We start from the raw sequence: 18,217 nt of genomic DNA, 5'->3' as shown, positions 1-18,217 counted from the left end.
ATACTTTTTGAAACACCACCAAATTAGTTTTTAATAAATTGTCATTATTTTTATTTAGAACGTAGATTTCCTTTTTACCTAATGAGCTTTTTCCCCACTTATAATCCACTTGATTACTATAAGGAGTTTGTATCTTTGGTAAAGCATACTTTTCAGAAATAATATTTGCCCCCCTTGTAAATAAATGCTGTCCAGCTTTGACTTCAAACTTGCCAGCTGTGGTCGGTAAAACTCCCGAACTGCTAATTTCAATCTGTGAGCCGCCCCCGATCAACACTATTTTTTTTGCCGCTTTAATTTCAATTCGATCTTCCGTCGAAATAATCTGCACACCCTTTCTGGCAATCAGATCAGCACCATCCCCTTGAGCTTGAATCTCGATCTTGCCTTTGCCTGCATACAGTCGTGCTCCTTCTTGCGCTGCAAATAAGCTGATCTTTTTGCTGGCATGTCCGATGATGCTGTCTTGCGTGCTGGTGTTAATGCTTCCTTGTGCAATTTGGTTGATCTGTCCATCTGCACTGAGGTGGATGTCTTCGTTACTTTCTACGGCAATTGAACTTGGTGAAGCCAAGAGCATGATCGCTTGTTTAAAAGCCGCGGCTTTGCTTTGGTCTTCGCTCTCTAAGTTTTTGAGATAGCCCTGTAGGTTTTCGAGTAAGCTCAGTGGATCAGTCTGTTGATTCTTTGCCACTTCACTGAGGGCTTTGGCGTTGTTTAAGCTACTTTCGAGTTGTTGTTTGGCTTCGCTTGCATCTAAATGGTTTGCTTTGGCTTCTTCTTGTTTGTAGGTGGAGATGAGTATGCCTTCGCCTGCTCGTACTGCACCCCATTGGTCTGTTCTAAGTTCGAAGCCTTCACCACGTCCTTCACTTTCTGCGGTTGCTTTGGGATGACTGAGATTCCCTAGGTTGAGTTGGCTCGCCCCGTGGGTGTTTTGCAGTTGAGTGGAAATTTGTCCTGTGGTGTCATCAAAGCGGAGTTGTCCATAGCCTTTGCCTTGGACTTCTTTACTTTTAATCCCTGCGAGTTTTTTTGTGTCCGGCAGTTGGCCTTGACTGTCGAATCGGGTTGGGCTGCGTTGGGCTTCATGTAGGCGGCCCACCACAAAGGGACGGTCGATGTTGCCGTCAAAGAAGTCGATGACCACGATTTCATTGATTCGAGGAAGGAAGCGTGCGCCATAGCCTTCGCCTGCCCATGGGGTCAGTACATCGACCCAAACTGAATCGGTATCGTTGTTGTTACTGCCTGCACCGCCATCAAATTGGTGGTCTTCTGCTCGGGTAAACAGGAAGCGTACTTTGATGCGTCCCCATTCATCGACATGGATTTCTTCTCCTGCAGGTCCCACCACTTTGGCGCGTTGGGGATGGGTGCTGGGTCGATGTTGTAGTGGGTTGTATTCGGGTACGGTTTTGATGTTGCGTCGTTGTAGGATGAGTTCGCTGGCTTGGCGTTCTTGGTCCGTGTGGGTTGCTTGGTTGGTGTCTGTCTTGTGTTTTGGCGTCCATTGGCTGCGTTGTAGCAGTTGTTGGACTTGTTGGTCTAAGTCTTTGGGTAGGTTGTTTTGGTTGTAGTAGCGTTTGCCAACAATGAGGAATTCTTGATCAGCTCCGCTGTGTTGTGCAATTTCTGGGTGTCCATCGAGTTTGAACCAGTAGCCGACTTGGCTGTCTCTGACGCTGGCTTTGGCGATGAATTGTTTGCTTTGTCCAGCGTAGTAGTCGCTAAGGTGTTGGTTGAGTTTTTCGACTTGGCTGTTGCCTGAGGCGGTGGCTTGGTCTTCACCTTTGAGGTCTTGGATCCATGCAGGGCTGATGTGCCATGCTTGTTCGAGGTCTAGGCTGGCATTGTCTTGGTGGTCACTGTGTTGGTGTTTGCTTTGGACTGACCCTGCGCCTTCTTCTTGTTCGAGGGCTGTGGCTTGCCAGCGTTGTAGGTGGACTGCGGTGGGTTGTAGGCTACGTTGTCCGATAAAGCTGGTGATGCTATCAAATTGTTCTGTCGCATCACTGCGGTGGTAGCGAATGTTGCGTCGGTTAAGGGCTTGGTATTGGCTGTTGTCGTCAATCAGGCGGAGCTTGTGTGCTTCGATCGGGCTGTTGTTGCTCGGTACAATCGGTTGGGCTTCATCAATGAGCCAGTTAATGCCTTCACTGCGTAGTAAGCGTGTTAGAAAATCATAGTCTGATTCATTGGCTTGCATCACAAATGGACGTATATCATATGATGCTTTTAAACCCGCCGTTGACAGACTCAAAGCGGTACTAAATAACACGCTTTTCGTCTGCCACTCTTTAAAAATAATCTCAGTGATATCAACCACGGATTTGTTCATAAATACGCGACTGTTACGGCGTTTGTGCCAAAGTGAAGTTGCATCTTCAACAGTCAACTTATATAAGGTCAACGCTCCATCACTTTGACCTTGGCTCACCCCTGTCACAATCCCAGTAGTCCGAGCTAATTTTCCAAGATCCGTAACTTGATCGACAGCCACTAAACAACCAATGAATTGCTTAAGTTGTAAATGCGCATTCGTCGATAAGCATAATACTTCAGCTTTTAAGCCTTGATTAATAAAGTGTTGACCCTGAATTCGTTGAATGAAAACTTGGCTATCTAATATTGGATTAGAAAATTTAATATGTAAGGCGCGCTTTTGCGGGCTAAGACCCAAGCCTTCTATAATTGAATTGATATTATTGAGCATAGAATGATTAAAGCTATTATTATGATTTTTGAAAATTGTAGCGTATTCCGCTCAATCTTGCTTTTAAATATTGTAATTATTCTAAACAAAAAATAGGAACCAACGCATTGATTCCTATTTATTTCCAATGAATTTATATTGAAAATTCAAGTTTTTTTAAAATGGAATTCGCTTATAACGGCGATATTCAGGCTTCCAGAAATTATCTTCAATACTTTTTTCGATCAGCTCATCACTCAATGGCAAAGCAACACCATCCTCAATTGCCGCTTTTGCAACCTTAAACGCGATGATTCGGGAGACTTTCTGCAAATCATTAAGATCAGGAAGTAAGTCGTCGTCAGGGTTTTGCAATTTTGGAGAGCAATCTGCTAACGCCATACTTGATGCCATCAGCATATTGTCTGTAACACGCGTTGCCTGCACAGCAATCACCCCTAAGCCAATCCCTGGGAAAATATAAGAGTTATTACACTGAGAAATATTGTGTAGCTTATCTTGATAATTAACAGGCATAAATGGACTACCAGTTGCAATCAAAGCGCGACCGTCCGTCCACTGAATAATATCTGCTGGTACAGCTTCTACACGCGACGTTGGATTCGACAATGGTAATACAATAGGATGCTCGCAATTGGATGCCATAGTTCGAATAATTTCTTCAGTGAATAAACCCGGTTGTCCAGAGACACCAATTAACACAGTCGGGTGTGCATTTTTTACAACATCTAGCAATGAAATGATGCCTTCCGCATCAGCCCACGCGGATACATTTTCTGAACTTTGAACCAGTTTACGCTGAAAATCTAAAAGATTTGGTTGATTATCGGTCAATAACCCAAAACGATCGACCATATAAATTCGTGATCTTGCCTCAGCATCACTCAAACCTTCAGCCACCATTTGTGCAATGATTTGCTCAGCGATACCACAGCCCGCTGAACCAGCACCAAGGAATGCCACTTTCTGGTCACGTAATTGTTTTCCTGCAGCTCGACTTGCTGCGATTAAGCTACCGACTGCAACAGCAGCAGTGCCTTGAATATCATCATTAAAACAACAATATTGATTACGATATTTTTCCAGCAATGGCATTGCATTTTTTTGAGCAAAATCTTCAAATTGAATCAAAGCTTTTGGCCAACGGCGTTTAATCGCACGAAGTACGTCATCCACAAAGTCATAGTATTCATCGCCACTAATACGAGGCTGATTCCAACCTAAATAAATTGGATCATTTAGCAACTGTGCATTATTGGTTCCTACATCCAATGTAATGGGTAATGTATACGCTGGGCTAATACCACCACATGCGGTATAAAGAGATAATTTTCCGATTGGAATTCCCATCCCACCAATCCCTTGGTCACCTAACCCAAGAATGCGTTCACCATCTGTGATTACAATGACTTTGACGTTGTTCTTATTCACATTTTGTAAAATATCGTCGATGTTGGCACGATCAGGATATGAAATAAATACACCACGATGACGGCGGTAAATATCAGAAAATCGTTGGCAAGCCTCACCTACCGTTGGGGTATAAATAATCGGCATCATTTCTGATAAATGATTTTCTATGAGGTGATAAAACAAAGTCTCATTGGTGTCTTGTATATTTCTCAGATAAATATGCTTATTAATGTCGTCATGAAATGACGTAAATTGTTGATATGAACGTTGGTGTTGCTCTTCAATCGTTTCAATCACATGAGGTAGTAAACCATTGAGATTAAAACTTGCTCGCTCCTCCTCAGTGAACGCAGAGCCTTTATTAAGGAGAGGTAGTTCAAGCAAAGTAAAGCCAGCATAAGGGGTATAAAGAGGGTGTTTTACTTCAGTGTGTTCAGTTGTCATCTCTAATCTCATGGATCAGGCCTAAATTCAGACCCTTTTCATTTCATTTTTACCATTTATTTAAGAAATAGCTTAAGCCTAAATGAAAACAAATGTATATTTATAAAATTGATAATAATATTGGTAGTATTTTTAAATTTTATAACTTCAATCCCTCATTCTATTGATAGAAAATTAGATAAAACTGTCACATTTCAAATGTATTATTCATGTTTATTAACTTTTTTTTGCAAACTAATCTGAACGATTCAGCTCATATCGGATTCAATCGTATTTTTACTTCATTATTAGATCCACATGAAAATTACAGCTAAAATTGCCATTTTGCCATTAACTATTATTTCACTGCTAAATGTAACGGGTTGCCAAACCATCACTGACACGACCTCAAAGGTCGGTGATAAAGCACTTTCAATGGTGGGTTTAGCACGCGCCGATAAGACCCCTGAAATTGATAAAAAAGGCATTGTCGATATTAGTAAAACAACACTCGAGCAAATTGAGAAACTTAAACAAAATATGCCGATTGGTCAGTGGGTATATATCGAAAATGACCTTCAAGGAATTTATGACTTACAAAACAAAGCAGTTGATGGTCACATGCTGTTCCTGCGCTTAAATTGTAAGAATAGTGTCCAAAAACCAAGTCTCAGCATACAAAATGCGGAAGGATCAGAAATTTTAAATAGTCTTCAGCCTGAAGTTGTAACGATCCAAGTACTACTCGACAATAAGAATTACGGAAATCCTTTTAGTTTGGCGAATCAAAAAAAATTAGCGACATTTCAAACTGCTGCTCAAAAGGCCAAAACCATTAAAATCTTCCATGCATCTAAGTTATACACTTTCCAAAATGGTAAAGCAGAATTACTAAATAAGCCTGTCACGTGTATGGCTTAATTTCGAGTCATAAAATTGCCTGATTTCTATTTAAATTCACATTAAATGAGATAAAGACAATCAGGCTCAATTCAATCATCGATATGCATTAGATGTAAAAGATTAATTTCATCATCGTTAATTCTGCAAATAGCGCATAGTGATTAAAAAAACTGATTTTATTATTTTTTATGTCGGATAAGTTTTATTCAACGCAAATCTGCTTCGCTAATGAGCGCTAAATTTGCTATATTTGTCGTTTTTCTGCGACATTAATTTTTCGATAAATTATGAATACGGCAATACAAGCAGCTCTCGATCATGCAGTGCAATCTCTTCAAGCTGAAGGGGTCCTCCCATCTGACTTTAACAACAGCGGAAACTTAACGCGAACCAAAGACCGAAGCCATGGTGACTTCGCTTCGAATATCGCAATGATCGCGTCTAAAGCTGCAGGTATGAAGCCTCGTGATTTAGCAGAAAAAATTCTTGCTGCACTGCCAGAAGTTGCGGATATCAGTAAAGCGGAAATCGCTGGTCCTGGTTTTATCAACTTTTTCTTGAATGCAGACCAACGTTTTGCTGTTCTTGATGCTATTCAGGCACAAGCTAATGATTTTGGTCGTACACAAGTAAATGCTACGAAAAAAATCCAAGTTGAGTTTGTCTCTGCGAACCCGACATCAAGCTTACATGTGGGTCACGGTCGTGGCGCAGCATATGGCATGACGGTTGCGAATTTACTTGAAGCAACTGGTGCTACAGTGGATCGTGAATACTATGTGAATGACGCTGGTCGTCAAATGGATATTTTAGCGACGTCTACTTATCTACGTTACCTTGAGTTAACTGGTCAAACATTAGTATTCCCTAAAAATGCTTACCAAGGCGACTATGTCAAAGAAATCGCACAAAGCATTATTGATCAAGACGGCGATGTATATGTTCGCCCTGTAGCTGATGTTTATAAAGATGTGCCAGAAGATGTGCAGTATGCTGAAGAACTTGATGCCGAAGGTAACAAGGTTGTAATTTCTGGCGATAAAGAAAAACACATTGATGGTCTAATTTTTAACTCGCAGACGTTAATAGGTGAAGGTTATCGCGTTTTTCATCAAGCTGCGTTAAAAGCAATTCTTGATGATATCAAAGATGATCTTGGTGAATTTGGTGTGACTTTCAACCAATGGTTCAGTGAAGCATCATTGACTGAAAAAATTGAAGAAGCATTACAAACACTTGATCAACGCGGCTTCATCTATGAGAAAGATGGCAACATTTGGTTCAAATCAACAGAATTTGGTGATGAAAAAGACCGTGTTGTAAAACGTCGTAATGGCCAAACCACTTACTTCGCTTCTGACATTGCTTACCATCTGAATAAACTTCAGCGTGGTTATACTGACATTATTGATATTTGGGGTTCAGACCACCACGGTTATATCGCACGTGTAAAAGCGGCGATTGATGCGATGGGATATGACTCAAAAAAACTGACTGTGTTATTAGTACAATTCGTCAGCCTATGGCGTGGTGGTGAGATGGTTCAAATGTCATCTCGTTCAGGTCAATTTGTCACATTGCGTGATCTACGTAAAGAAGTCGGCAACGACGCTGCTCGCTTCTACTATGTCATGCGTAAGTCTGAACAGCACATCGACTTTGATCTGGATCTCGCAGTTTCTCAAAGTAAAGACAATGCGGTGTATTACATTCAATATGCTCATGCACGTATTTGTCGTATGCTAGAAAAAGCAAGCAGCTTGAACATCAACTTCGATGCGACCACTGCGCGTGGTTTTGCCGCAAAGCTTGAATTAGAAGCTGAAACTGAAATCTTAGCAAAACTTGCAGCCTACCCTGAAATTATTGCACGTGCTGCAAACAGCCATGAACCGCATCAAGTAGGTAACTACTTAAAAGAACTTGCAGCATTGTTCCATGGTTGGTACAACGAAAATAAAGTACTCGGTGATGATGCTGATCTGACCCAAGCACGTTTGTTGTTATCGGTAAATGTTCGTCAAGTATTGAAAAATGGTTTAGAGCTTTTAGGCGTTTCTGCACCTGAAAGTATGTAAGTCATCGAAGGTGAATCTTTTTAAAAGATTCACCTCTTTAGACTTTTATTATTGAAAAAAATGAGATAAAAATTCCATGTGATGGTAATCCAATTTTCCATTGCATGATCTTAAAATAAGAGAGGTTTCCAAGTGTTTGGAAAAACGCAGCGTGGTGTATCAGAAAGACCTAACAAACCTAAACAACCATTAATACCAAAATGGTTAGGTATGCTTGTTCTGATTTTAATTGTACTGAGTTTTGCCGTAGCTTTAATGCTATGGAAACCGTGGGCGCCAGTCCAACCAAAAAGCAATGATATTCAATCTGAACATTATCAAGAAGATACGAATAAAGATTATCGCTTCTACGATTTATTGCCTCAACAACAAGTGACTCCAATCCCCGATCAAGCTGTACCTGAAAATCAGCAAGTGAACACCGCACCTGTCATCGTGGAAGCACCTGTGGTTGCTGATGCTACAACGACCGAGGGTGAACTGATTGAAAATGCAGAACCTCAACCCGTGGCGAGTAGCTACCTTTTACAAGTCAGAAGTTATCCAGATCCAGACAGTGCTGATGCACGTCGTGCTGAAATTATTCTCAACGGCTTATCTGCAGATGTCATTAAAACCACAGAAGGCGGACAAACTTGGTATCGTGTTGTCTCTGGACCTTATGACTCTCAAGAAGCAGCTGTTATCGCTCAGCAAACCCTACAACACAGCGGTATTGATTCAATCGTTGTAAAACGATAATCAAAAAAAAGGATGCGATTAGCATCCTTTTTTAGTCTAGAGCAAACCTAAAATTTTGCTAAGTAGCGCTGAATAAAAGAAATACACTCTGGCGCATAAACTTTAGCTAAATCATGTTGTCCGTTCGGGATCACATTCAGCTCTGAATACTTAAAAGCGTGATTTAAATACTCACCTACTGCGACAGGACTAATGTCATCATCTCCGCCCCAGATTAATAGTACAGGACATTCAATTTCAGCAAGCCGTTCATCTAATTTGGTTTCATCATCAATAAACCAGTGCGGCACTTCATATTCATTTTGATATTCTGCACGCCAATCTTTAACATGAAATGGTGTTAAATCAACGCCACCTGACGTAGCGACCAACACCAAACCTTGAATCAATTTTGGATACCTCAACGCCGCTTGAACAGCAATGACCCCACCCATAGATTGAGCGATCAGAATACTTGGGCGCTGAAGATGATCAAATACATAATCTTGTAAATCTGACATTGAATTTACATGTGGATGATCAGGATATTCACCAAAACTGGGATAAGCAATGATGTGCGTGTCGTACTCAGATTCAAAATGTGATTGAACAGGTTTCCAAAATGCAGTACTGCCAGATGCTCCGGGCAGGAAGATTAATTTCACTGCCTGATCTGCCATCTTAATCACCACCCTTGATGACCGCTCGCTGATAAGCAGGTCTTTGTTTTATGCGTTTTACATACGCATGAATGTTCGGATATTTTCCATTTAAGCGCTCATCCATCGCGATTAAGGGAAAACTCATTTGGATATCTGCAAATGAAAACTGAGATATAAAAAATTCATGTTGCGCCAAATGCTGTTCTAAAAATTCAATATGTTCAGCGAGACGCGGTTGTATAAATCCATCAGTCACCCCATCAATAATTTTATTGGCAATTGGTCGAATCACAAAAGGTACTTTAGGAGGTACAAACGAGAGAACTAAGGTCATCACTAAAAGTGGCATTAATGAACCTTCAGCATAATGCATCCAATACTGATATTGTGTTAAGTCAGGCTGTGACTGGGGTTTAAATTGATGCTGGGTATCATAGCGATCAGCCAGATAGTCTAAAATCACCGCAGATTCTGCGATCACTAAATTATCATCAGTAATCACTGGTGATTTCCCCAAAGGATGAACCTTCTTCAATTCTGGTGGAGCGGCGTAAGTTGGCAATCTTTTATAATGTTGAATTTGGTATTCAGTACCTAATTCTTCTAGCGCCCAAATAATTCTTGAAGAACGTGATTTTTCTAAATGATGTAATGTCAGCATAAGACCACCTAATTTTATTTCTCTCTATATAGCCATTTTGAATAAAAAAAGACATCCTGCTTTACACAAAATGTCTTCTTTTTAGCTGTAAATTACAAAAATACAGAATGTTGATGCCTATTAAGTTGTCTATATTTAAATAATTGTTGTTTTAATTTCGACACTTCTGAGCATTGTTTTAGTAACTGGTGTTTTTTGGCACACATTTAAAACTTTTTCTTGTAGCGCTTCATCCAAGTTAGTTTTAAAACTTAAACGACGCTCAATCCATTCCTGCCCTTCCTTATTGGCTTTAAAATCTGCCTCGACACTAAATTCGCCTAAATCCAGTCCTTTATGCTCAGCATACATCCGTAATGTAATCATTGTGCAGGAAATTAATCCTGAACAAATAAAATCATACGGTGCAGGCCCACGATCTAAACCTTGGAATGATTCAGGTTTATCGGTGAGAAATGTGTGCTGACCAGATTGAATTTCACCACCCCATTTTTCAGGTAGTGTGGTGACCTTTGCATTTGCGATCGTTGCCATTTTATTTTCCTTCTTTGTCTTATTATTTAGATGGACGCATGCTATCAGGCAATATCGGAGCTTTCAAACGCTCGCCTTGGTATGATGGAATTGACCCAAAACGTGGATCTTCTGCTATCCATTGATCACGTGCAATTTTGATTTCTTCTTGCGTACGTCCAACGAAATTCCACCATAATAAAATTGGTGACTCAAATGGCTCACCGCCCAAAAGCAGTACACGACTATTGTCATGGATTTCTACTTCCACATATTCTAGCCCTGGCTCTAAAATCACCATATTGTCTTCATCTAAATGATGACCATTAATAGTTGCTGTACCTTCAAGCGCCATAAATCCATATTCAAACTTTGGATTTAAAGGTAAACGTGCTTTTGTGGCTGCTTGCGCAAATAAATCAACACCTAAAAGCTCAGTATGTACTTTGACTGGTGATACTGTATTTAGATACTCACCGACCAATACCGTAAATTCGATACCTGACTGATTAACCACGGGTAATTCAGGATAGTGATTAAAAGCTGGATCGATGGTAAGTTTGTCATCAGGCAATGCAATCCAAAGTTGGGCCGCATGCATTTTTGTTTCATTCGCTGGCGCGACTTCAGTATGTGAAATACCTCGACCTGCGGTCATGAGGTTGACTTGCTTGGGCTGAATCAGCTGATATGTTGTCCCTAAGCTGTCGCTATGCAACATGGTCCCTTCAATCATCCAAGTAAAGGTTTGAAGACCAATATGTGGATGTGGCCCAACATCTAGACCTTGTCCAGCTTCAAATGTCACAGGACCTGCATGATCTAAGAAGCACCATGCGCCAATCATACGCTTATGGCGACTTGGTAAAGCGCGTTTGATCACTGTCCCTTGACCAATTTCTGCACGGCGCAGTGGAAATTCCTGAATCAATTGGTTGGCGTGCTTTTCACAGTCTTCTGAATGAGACAATTCGGTATAAATATTATTGGTCATGTTGTTATCCTAAAAGTTTGGCAAATGGCTATCTTTGTTATAGATATTAACAAGGTCATGCAAATTGAACCACCTTAGACTTAATACGCTGAATACTATAGGTAGGACAATTAGAGTTTTGTATGTATTGAAAATAGAATGCTTGCTCGCCCTTGATTTAATAGTTTTGGAAATAACTGTGATAAAGGACACTCATGCTCTAACGTATAAATAATTTTATCCAATCCAAATTGATCTGCTGTTAGATCAACTATATATCTACTTCTTACATTTAAAAGCCAAGCAGACTTTCTGTTTCCTTTATATTTTTTCCTAAAATATATTGGAATTCACTATATCCTTTAGATTCTAAGTAAGTAGCAATCAAATGGCTTGCATTGGCACAACAAGAGTTTGGGAAATTTCTTAAAACAACGTTATTTGGGCTAATGACTTCCAATGCTTTACGTATTTTGACTAATTCTTCAAATATAGAATTCTTCTAAATTAAATTTTAGATAAAAAAATAGGAAGGACGCCTAAGCGTCCTTTTTTATTGGGGTATGTCTTGATTCAGATACTGCCGCTCACGCAGCGCTTGGGGTAATTCAAGCGGACAGCCATGCTGTCCGAAATCCCTCACTGCCGCGAGCATAGCTCTTGGCGTAATTTAGGCATGAAACGTTGTTTCTTGAAAGCCCTAAATTACTCCCATTCAATCGTAGCTGGTGGTTTAGAAGATACGTCATAAACAACACGTGAAACTTCTGCAATCTCGTTCATGATACGAGTAGAGATTTTATCAACAAGATCATAAGGGAGATGTGCGAAACGAGCCGTCATAAAGTCAACCGTTTCAACCGCACGAAGTGCAATCACCCATGCATAACGACGGCCATCACCGACTACACCCACAGATTTTACTGGTTGGAATACAGCGAATGCTTGTGCAGTTTTATCATACCAACCACTTGCACGAAGTTCTTGCATGAAGATATCATCGGCTAAACGAAGAATATCAGCATACTCTTTCTTCACTTCACCCAAGATACGAACACCAAGACCTGGTCCTGGGAATGGATGACGATAAAGCATCTCAAATGGCAGACCTAAAGTCGTACCCAAACGGCGTACTTCATCTTTAAATAAATCACGAATTGGCTCAACCAATTCAAAAGCGAGATCTTCGGGTAAACCACCCACGTTATGGTGTGATTTAATCACATGCGCTTTACCTTGTTTGCTTGCAGCAGATTCAATCACATCAGGATAAATCGTACCTTGCGCAAGGAAGTTTACGCCATCAAGCTTACGTGCTTCTTCAGCAAATACTTCGATGAACTCACGACCAATAATTTTACGTTTTACTTCAGGATCAACTTCACCTGCCAAAGCGTCAAGGAAACGTTGTTCAGCATCAGCACGAATCACACGGATACCCATGTTTTTCGCAAACATTTCCATCACTTGATCCCCTTCATTTAAACGAAGAAGACCATTGTCAACGAATACACATGTCAATTGATCGCCAATTGCTTTGTGAAGCAATGCAGCCACAACAGATGAATCTACACCACCTGAAAGACCAAGAAGAACCTTCTGATCACCAATCTGTTCACGTAATTGTTCAACACGCAAATCAATGATGTTTTCAGAATTCCATAGGCTACGGCAACCACAGATCTTTTGTACAAAGTTCTCAAGTAACTCTTTACCTTTAGCAGTATGTGTTACTTCAGGGTGGAACTGGATACCGTAGAAACGACGAGCTTCGTCAGACACCATTGCCACTGGGCAGCTTGGTGTACTTGCAGTAATTTGGAAACCTTCTGGAATTTGAGTCACTTTATCGCCATGACTCATCCATACTTTCAATTTGTCTGCTGAATCTTCAAGATCGCCAATTAAAGCATCACGTACTTTAATATCGACTTCAGCATAGCCAAACTCATGAACTGTACCCGGTTCAACTTTACCGCCCAACTGAGCAGACATCGTTTGTAAACCGTAACAAATACCCAATACTGGTACGCCTAAGTTAAACACAACTTCTGGCGCACGTGGGCTGCCTTCAACGTGAACACTCTCAGGACCACCTGAAAGAATAATCCCTTTTGGATTAAATGCGCGGATGTCCTCTTCCGACATATCAAAAGCATACATTTCAGAATATACGCCTGATTCACGTACACGACGTGCGATCAATTGGCTATATTGAGAGCCGAAATCCAAAATCAGGATACGATCTTCGGTAATTTGAGTATTGGTAGTCATGATAACAACTATGAAAGGCTAACGAAGGATTAGCGCGCTATTCTATCATTTTTATTAAGCTTACGCACACTATTCAAATCTCTCTATATTTCAATACATTATTATTAAATATTGTCTTTTTATTCAACAATTTCAGTTGATTGCTTTGATCATGCAAGCCTTGGGGTTACATTCAGATCACGATGCAGCAGGCGAATAATTCTCTCATTTCACCTGCATTGCGTATTCGTCATTTATTTTTCAAAACGCTGATCCACACTCCATTGACCTGCACCATGCAATACGAGAAAGATTAGACCACCCGCCATAGCAAAGTTTTTCATGAAATGTATCGAATCTTCAGGTGTACCATGAAAAAGAAATGCGGTAACTAAACTGAAACCAGCTAAAGCTGCTGCGAATAATCGTGTTTGCACTCCAAACAACAGTGCTAAGCCTCCACCCAGTTCAACCAAAAGGGTTATTGGCAATAATGCACCTGGCACACCCATCGCTTCCATATATCCAACTGTCGCGCTATAACCTGCGAGTTTGCCCCATCCCGCCACAATAAAGATATATGCTAAAAGGGCACGTGCGACGAAGGTTAAAGTTGCATGCACTGTGGGTTGAGCAACAATTTTTTGAATCACTTGATTTGGATTAAACATTGGGTTGACCTATCTATGTTTTGTTTTTGGTAATGACCTTAGATTAGTAGCTTTTATTTTTAGGATAAATAATCAATATAAGTAATCAGCGTTGCATAATCAGAACAATAATTCACCTATAATTTAAATCAATTGACTACTGACATCAGCGCCGATGGCTGTTAGCATTTGAACACATTTTTGCTCAGTTCACCCCTCATGGATTTAATCGATTTTATTCTGCATGTAGATGATCATCTACTTGAATTTATTACCAATTATGGCATTTGGATTTACGGAATTTTATTCCTGATTATTTTCGTAGAAACGGGCTTGGTGGTCATGCCTTTTCTACCCGGGGACAGTTTACTGTTTGCAGCAGGTGCTTTAGCAGCCTCAACAGGTGCAATGGATCCGTGGCTCTTGGGCGTGTTGTTATTCACTGCGGCAGTATTGGGTGATACCTTAAATTATCATATTGGAAAATATATCGGACCACGCGTTTTTGAGATTGAATCTCGATTTATCAATAAAAAACATTTGGTTTATACGCAAAAATTCTTCGAAAAACACGGTGGTAAAACCATTATTTTTGCGCGTTTTGTCCCATTCGCACGTACATTTGCACCCTTCGTCGCTGGTGCAGGAAGCATGAACTACAAATACTTCATTACTTACAATGTCGTTGGTGCTTTCTTGTGGATTTCTTCGTTTATCACCTTGGGTTATTTATTCGGTAATATGCCGATCGTGAAAGATAATTTCACCCATTTAATTTTCGGAATCATTATTCTGAGCGTATTGCCGGGGATCATTGGCTTTATTCGCCACAAGTTTTTCCCAAAGAAAAATCCCGAAATGATGTAATGATCTTAGGCTTCAAAAAAAGCAGATTCTCCACCAAGAATCTGCTTTTTTTATCACTACAAAATATTAAATAGCTTAGAAAAATCCAATAATGACAGGTAACATACTGAGCATAAGTAACATGGCAGAACCTTTGTATAAGCGATCTGCGTTGACCACCGTCTGATTCCCTGCCAAGACTTTACGACCAAAATACATCCAAAATAAAGCACATGGAATTAAACATAAGGTGAATACACCCAAAACTAAAAAATAGTTTTGAAAAGAATCCCAAGTCCATGCTGGAAAAATACCAACTGCAAACAAAATAGATTTTGGATTTTTCAGTGTCGATTTAAAAAGATGACTACGACTCATTCGAATGTTTTTTTGGCTCAATTGCTTAAGATGTGAAGCTTTCCATAAATGAAAAGCCATCCAAATCACATAAACTGCACTCACCAAATGTAAGATATGAATCAGCATCGGCCAAATTGGTAGGGTTAAATGCACCAACAGTGCCCAAATGCTAATGCCGTAGATATAACCCAGTAATTCAAGAGGTACGAAATAGAATGCTTTTAATACGCCATGGTGATGTGCTGCGCTAGCCAATAATGCATTGGTTGGACCGGGAATAAGTAATACCGCGAACACTGCAAAAATATAAAGCCAACTTTCTACCATAGATTAAAATCAGAGATTTAGAGGAGGCACACCTTAAACGAAAAACGAATTTAAAGACAAGTTTTTAAAGTGAAGGAATGATGAATGTCGCGTCTATTTTCAGTTAATAATTTTCTAAAGATTTGTTTTTAATAAATTTACATTGAAACATTTTGCTAAAAAAAAGCTGCTCAAGCTCAGATTGAACAGCCCTTTTAAATTACTGAGCTTGCTGTTGACGCTTAGGAACATAAGGACAATTTTTAAATGTTGCCGCTTGTGAGATCGCATCTTGCTCACCATATAATCGCGACAATTCAGTATTTTTGGTATTCGATGACTGCCCCATATTGACGGAAACTGAAGGACCAAAGCCCCAACCGCCACGGCCCCAGCCACCACCAACACCTAGACCAACGCCAACACCTGTACGTTTAGGCGTTTGTACACCATTATTGATATACTGCTGAATACGATTGAATTCAGCACCAAGTTGTACACAGTTCAATGCTTGATATTGCGTCGGAGAAACATAACTCGGTTTTACCGTCGTCGCACAAGCAGTCATCAATACAGCAACCGTACCGACTGCACTAAGTTGCATGACCATTTTCATCGCGCGTGAGTTCATACACTTCTCAAATCTTATTTATTCTCGATTTCATTGAACAATGATTGGTAGGCCTGCGTCAATTTATGATCTGTATTTAAATAGATTAACGGCATATTTTTATGATGAGATTCTTTCATCAATACCGACGGTGGCAACATCGCATTGAGCACAGGTAGTTGCTCATCTCTGAGCTGCTGTACCACTTCACGAGGAAGTTTTGCTTGCGCTTGAAACTGGTTAACAATGATACCTTCAATTTCCAAGCGATCATTATGATCATCTTGAGTTTCTATAATGTTTTCGATCAAAGTTTTTAAGGCACGCTTAGAAAAGACATCACAATCGAATGGAATCAACACTCGGTCTGCTGCAATTAATGCCGACAACGTAAAAAAATTAAATGCAGGCGGTGTATCTATATAGATCCGATCATAAGTCCCTGCTAGATGCTGAATCGCGTCACGCAGCTTATAAATTTTATGTTTGGATTCGAGGCTATGTTCTAAAGCACCAAGCGAGGGACTTGCAGGCAAAACATCGAGAGATGGGAATGGTGACTGATGTATATAAGCTTCTAAGCCTTTATTTTTATTTTTGAGCAAATTTCCAATGGCTTGACCAATCAAACCTTTGCTCGACTGATTCGCCAATACATCTTCGAAAAAATTTTCAATATTGGGTTCTAGTGCAGGTTTATCGGCATTATAAGTCGCATCATCCCCCAATAGATACTGACTAGAATTGGCCTGAGGATCGAGGTCAATGACAAGCGTCTTAAAACCCTGATGTGCACTCAGTGCAGCCAAGTTTACCGTAATACTGGATTTACCAACGCCACCTTTTTGATTAAACACCACACGTGTACGCATCATTCCCTCTAGGCTCAATTCATTCTATGAATCAAGTTTAACCTAGAGGGGTGAGAGCCTAAGCGATTGTGTCTAACAATTAACCGAAAGTTGGCTTAATCATCACGATGCCGATAATGGCCATAAATGCGACACAACTAATCAATACTCCCGCACGACGTTGAATTAACAGTACAGACGCATCTTGGCGATATGCTTTAATTAATGAAGATAACATTACGATCACCAAGACCACTTTGGCATAGAACCAAGGTTGAACTTGAAAATTATTCAAAAACAATAAAATCAAGCCTGTCCCAATGACCAAAGTAAATGCCAAATGTTGAAGCGCAACATAAGCCTTACGTCCTTTCGGATTGGGTTGTTGATTTTCTACGCCAAAATATAAAGTTGCCGCACGTGCTAATACAGCAATAATCAACAAGAGCAAACTCGACATATGCACGATTTTAATGACTAAGTGTGTATCCATTTCAGCCACTCTCCTACTTTTAAAATTTAAGCTTTCGGTGCATGTGCACATTCAGGACTATTTGGCGCTTGACCAGTCCATTCAGTTGGCACATAAGCATGAATCGCCAAAGCATGAATCTTTCCTGGACTCAATAGGTCACCCGCCAGTGCATATACTTTTTGATGGCGTTGTACTAAACGTAAGCCTTGAAACACTTCACTTACAACAGTGACTTTAAAATGCGATTCTTTACCAGGGAAATAGCCACCATGACCTGATGACTCATTCACCACGTCCAAGTGCACAGGAGACAATTGTTGTAAACGTTCAATTAATTGTTGCTCTAAAGTCATGCTACATTCTACACGCATTCATTGGTTGCCAGCAGTATACCGTGAAGTTTTAGAATAAAAAGTAAATAAACCACACCGCCATTGGATAGATGCGCTTTGATGTTGAGCTTAAGACCTATCAAAAATTAAGCGAAATACATTGAAATGCTTTAATTTTATTCAATCACACGATATTTTTTTATAAAGTTGTTGACCCTGATTTTTCATGCTGTATTATACACGGCATGCGGGAATAGCTCAGTTGGTAGAGCATAACCTTGCCAAGGTTGGGGTCGGGAGTTCGAGTCTCCTTTCCCGCTCAAAATTTTTTCATTCAGTTTTTTCAATTAAAAAATTGATAGACTCCGCGGGAATAGCTCAGTTGGTAGAGCATAACCTTGCCAAGGTTGGGGTCGGGAGTTCGAGTCTCCTTTCCCGCTCCAGATTCAAAAAAAAGCCCTGATATTAATCA

The 18,217-nt window shown here is 40.2% G+C and carries 17 protein-coding genes and 2 tRNA genes; 6 read left to right on the top strand and 13 right to left on the bottom strand.

Features of this window, described 5'->3' with window-relative positions:
• Positions 1–2,716: type VI secretion system Vgr family protein (locus tag CL42_RS12400; RefSeq protein WP_035268989.1), on the bottom strand; the 2,716-nt coding region annotated here is incomplete at its 3' end.
• Between the two features lie 156 nt (positions 2,717–2,872).
• Complete coding sequence (locus tag CL42_RS12395; protein ID WP_035268988.1) at positions 2,873–4,573, bottom strand: NAD-dependent malic enzyme; 1,701 nt, start codon at positions 4,571–4,573, stop codon at positions 2,873–2,875.
• 297 nt (positions 4,574–4,870) lie between these two features.
• Between CL42_RS12395 and CL42_RS12390 the strand changes: the two genes are divergently transcribed.
• The 3 genes from CL42_RS12390 (at position 4,871) to CL42_RS12380 (ending at position 8,274) form a co-directional block, all read left to right on the top strand.
• Positions 4,871–5,473, top strand: a complete 603-nt coding sequence (locus CL42_RS12390; protein WP_035268982.1) for a hypothetical protein — start codon at positions 4,871–4,873, stop codon at positions 5,471–5,473.
• A 269-nt stretch (positions 5,474–5,742) separates the two neighbouring features.
• Positions 5,743–7,533 (top strand): arginine--tRNA ligase, encoded by a 1,791-nt coding sequence (argS, locus tag CL42_RS12385; RefSeq protein ID WP_035268978.1) that lies wholly within the window; start codon positions 5,743–5,745, stop codon positions 7,531–7,533.
• 132 nt (positions 7,534–7,665) lie between these two features.
• Complete coding sequence (locus CL42_RS12380) at positions 7,666–8,274, top strand: SPOR domain-containing protein (protein ID WP_035268975.1); 609 nt, start codon at positions 7,666–7,668, stop codon at positions 8,272–8,274.
• Between the two features lie 47 nt (positions 8,275–8,321).
• Here the strand turns inward: CL42_RS12380 and CL42_RS12375 are convergent, their stop codons facing one another.
• The 6 genes from CL42_RS12375 to CL42_RS12350 all read right to left on the bottom strand — a co-directional run bounded on the left by CL42_RS12375 (position 8,322) and on the right by CL42_RS12350 (position 13,986).
• Positions 8,322–8,933 carry an alpha/beta fold hydrolase gene (locus tag CL42_RS12375; protein WP_228133282.1) on the bottom strand — a complete coding sequence of 204 codons (612 nt, stop codon included), beginning with the start codon at positions 8,931–8,933 and terminating at the stop codon, positions 8,322–8,324.
• A 1-nt stretch (position 8,934) separates the two neighbouring features.
• The gene (locus CL42_RS12370; protein ID WP_035268972.1) at positions 8,935–9,576 is read right to left on the bottom strand and encodes a glutathione S-transferase family protein; all 642 of its coding nucleotides are present in this window, start codon (positions 9,574–9,576) and stop codon (positions 8,935–8,937) included.
• A 135-nt stretch (positions 9,577–9,711) separates the two neighbouring features.
• A complete protein-coding gene (locus tag CL42_RS12365; protein WP_035268969.1) occupies positions 9,712–10,110 on the bottom strand; it encodes an OsmC family protein in 399 nt (132 codons plus the stop codon).
• A 22-nt stretch (positions 10,111–10,132) separates the two neighbouring features.
• On the bottom strand, positions 10,133–11,083 hold the full coding sequence (locus tag CL42_RS12360) for a pirin family protein (protein ID WP_035268967.1): 951 nt from the start codon (positions 11,081–11,083) through the stop codon (positions 10,133–10,135).
• Between the two features lie 684 nt (positions 11,084–11,767).
• The gene (guaA, locus tag CL42_RS12355) at positions 11,768–13,336 is read right to left on the bottom strand and encodes a glutamine-hydrolyzing GMP synthase (protein WP_035268964.1); all 1,569 of its coding nucleotides are present in this window, start codon (positions 13,334–13,336) and stop codon (positions 11,768–11,770) included.
• A 233-nt stretch (positions 13,337–13,569) separates the two neighbouring features.
• Entirely contained in the window at positions 13,570–13,986 is a 417-nt protein-coding gene (locus tag CL42_RS12350; RefSeq protein ID WP_035268961.1) for a DoxX family protein, read from the bottom strand.
• A 198-nt stretch (positions 13,987–14,184) separates the two neighbouring features.
• On the opposite strand from CL42_RS12350, the gene CL42_RS12345 reads away from it, so the two are divergent.
• A complete protein-coding gene (locus CL42_RS12345) occupies positions 14,185–14,832 on the top strand; it encodes a DedA family protein (protein WP_035268957.1) in 648 nt (215 codons plus the stop codon).
• 75 nt (positions 14,833–14,907) lie between these two features.
• Here CL42_RS12345 and CL42_RS12340 read toward each other — a convergent pair whose 3' ends face one another.
• From CL42_RS12340 to CL42_RS12320, 5 genes are all read right to left on the bottom strand, one after another.
• Entirely contained in the window at positions 14,908–15,498 is a 591-nt protein-coding gene (locus CL42_RS12340) for a LysE family translocator (protein ID WP_035268955.1), read from the bottom strand.
• Between the two features lie 199 nt (positions 15,499–15,697).
• Positions 15,698–16,087 carry a hypothetical protein gene (locus CL42_RS12335; RefSeq protein ID WP_416202022.1) on the bottom strand — a complete coding sequence of 130 codons (390 nt, stop codon included), beginning with the start codon at positions 16,085–16,087 and terminating at the stop codon, positions 15,698–15,700.
• Positions 16,088–16,122: 35 nt separating this feature from the next.
• Entirely contained in the window at positions 16,123–16,959 is an 837-nt protein-coding gene (locus tag CL42_RS12330) for a ParA family protein (protein ID WP_035268990.1), read from the bottom strand.
• Between the two features lie 79 nt (positions 16,960–17,038).
• Positions 17,039–17,431, bottom strand: a complete 393-nt coding sequence (locus CL42_RS12325; RefSeq protein WP_035268953.1) for a SirB2 family protein — start codon at positions 17,429–17,431, stop codon at positions 17,039–17,041.
• A 26-nt stretch (positions 17,432–17,457) separates the two neighbouring features.
• Positions 17,458–17,766 (bottom strand): BolA family protein, encoded by a 309-nt coding sequence (locus tag CL42_RS12320; RefSeq protein ID WP_035268950.1) that lies wholly within the window; start codon positions 17,764–17,766, stop codon positions 17,458–17,460.
• 226 nt (positions 17,767–17,992) lie between these two features.
• Here CL42_RS12320 and CL42_RS12315 point away from each other — a divergent pair.
• Together CL42_RS12315 and CL42_RS12310 are read left to right on the top strand one after the other, a co-directional pair.
• Positions 17,993–18,065, top strand: a tRNA-Gly gene (locus CL42_RS12315).
• A gap of 47 nt (positions 18,066–18,112) precedes the next feature.
• A tRNA-Gly gene (locus CL42_RS12310) sits at positions 18,113–18,188 on the top strand.
• Positions 18,189–18,217 lie beyond the last annotated feature (29 nt).

This window comes from Acinetobacter sp. Ver3 (assembly GCF_000632455.1).
Taxonomy (GTDB): Bacteria; Pseudomonadota; Gammaproteobacteria; order Pseudomonadales; family Moraxellaceae; genus Acinetobacter.
This window is presented reverse-complemented; position numbering and strand designations above follow the sequence as displayed.

Coding starts and splice junctions, on each gene's coding strand:
- CL42_RS12395 (WP_035268988.1), bottom strand. CDS start 4,573: ATGACAACTGAACACACTGAAGTAAAACACCCTCTTTATACCCCTTAT.
- CL42_RS12390 (WP_035268982.1), top strand. CDS start 4,871: ATGAAAATTACAGCTAAAATTGCCATTTTGCCATTAACTATTATTTCA.
- argS (WP_035268978.1), top strand. CDS start 5,743: ATGAATACGGCAATACAAGCAGCTCTCGATCATGCAGTGCAATCTCTT.
- CL42_RS12375 (WP_228133282.1), bottom strand. CDS start 8,933: ATGGCAGATCAGGCAGTGAAATTAATCTTCCTGCCCGGAGCATCTGGC.
- CL42_RS12370 (WP_035268972.1), bottom strand. CDS start 9,576: ATGCTGACATTACATCATTTAGAAAAATCACGTTCTTCAAGAATTATT.
- CL42_RS12365 (WP_035268969.1), bottom strand. CDS start 10,110: ATGGCAACGATCGCAAATGCAAAGGTCACCACACTACCTGAAAAATGG.
- CL42_RS12360 (WP_035268967.1), bottom strand. CDS start 11,083: ATGACCAATAATATTTATACCGAATTGTCTCATTCAGAAGACTGTGAA.
- guaA (WP_035268964.1), bottom strand. CDS start 13,336: ATGACTACCAATACTCAAATTACCGAAGATCGTATCCTGATTTTGGAT.
- CL42_RS12350 (WP_035268961.1), bottom strand. CDS start 13,986: ATGTTTAATCCAAATCAAGTGATTCAAAAAATTGTTGCTCAACCCACA.
- CL42_RS12345 (WP_035268957.1), top strand. CDS start 14,185: ATGGATTTAATCGATTTTATTCTGCATGTAGATGATCATCTACTTGAA.
- CL42_RS12340 (WP_035268955.1), bottom strand. CDS start 15,498: ATGGTAGAAAGTTGGCTTTATATTTTTGCAGTGTTCGCGGTATTACTT.
- CL42_RS12335 (WP_416202022.1), bottom strand. CDS start 16,087: ATGGTCATGCAACTTAGTGCAGTCGGTACGGTTGCTGTATTGATGACT.
- CL42_RS12330 (WP_035268990.1), bottom strand. CDS start 16,959: ATGCGTACACGTGTGGTGTTTAATCAAAAAGGTGGCGTTGGTAAATCC.
- CL42_RS12325 (WP_035268953.1), bottom strand. CDS start 17,431: ATGGATACACACTTAGTCATTAAAATCGTGCATATGTCGAGTTTGCTC.
- CL42_RS12320 (WP_035268950.1), bottom strand. CDS start 17,766: ATGACTTTAGAGCAACAATTAATTGAACGTTTACAACAATTGTCTCCT.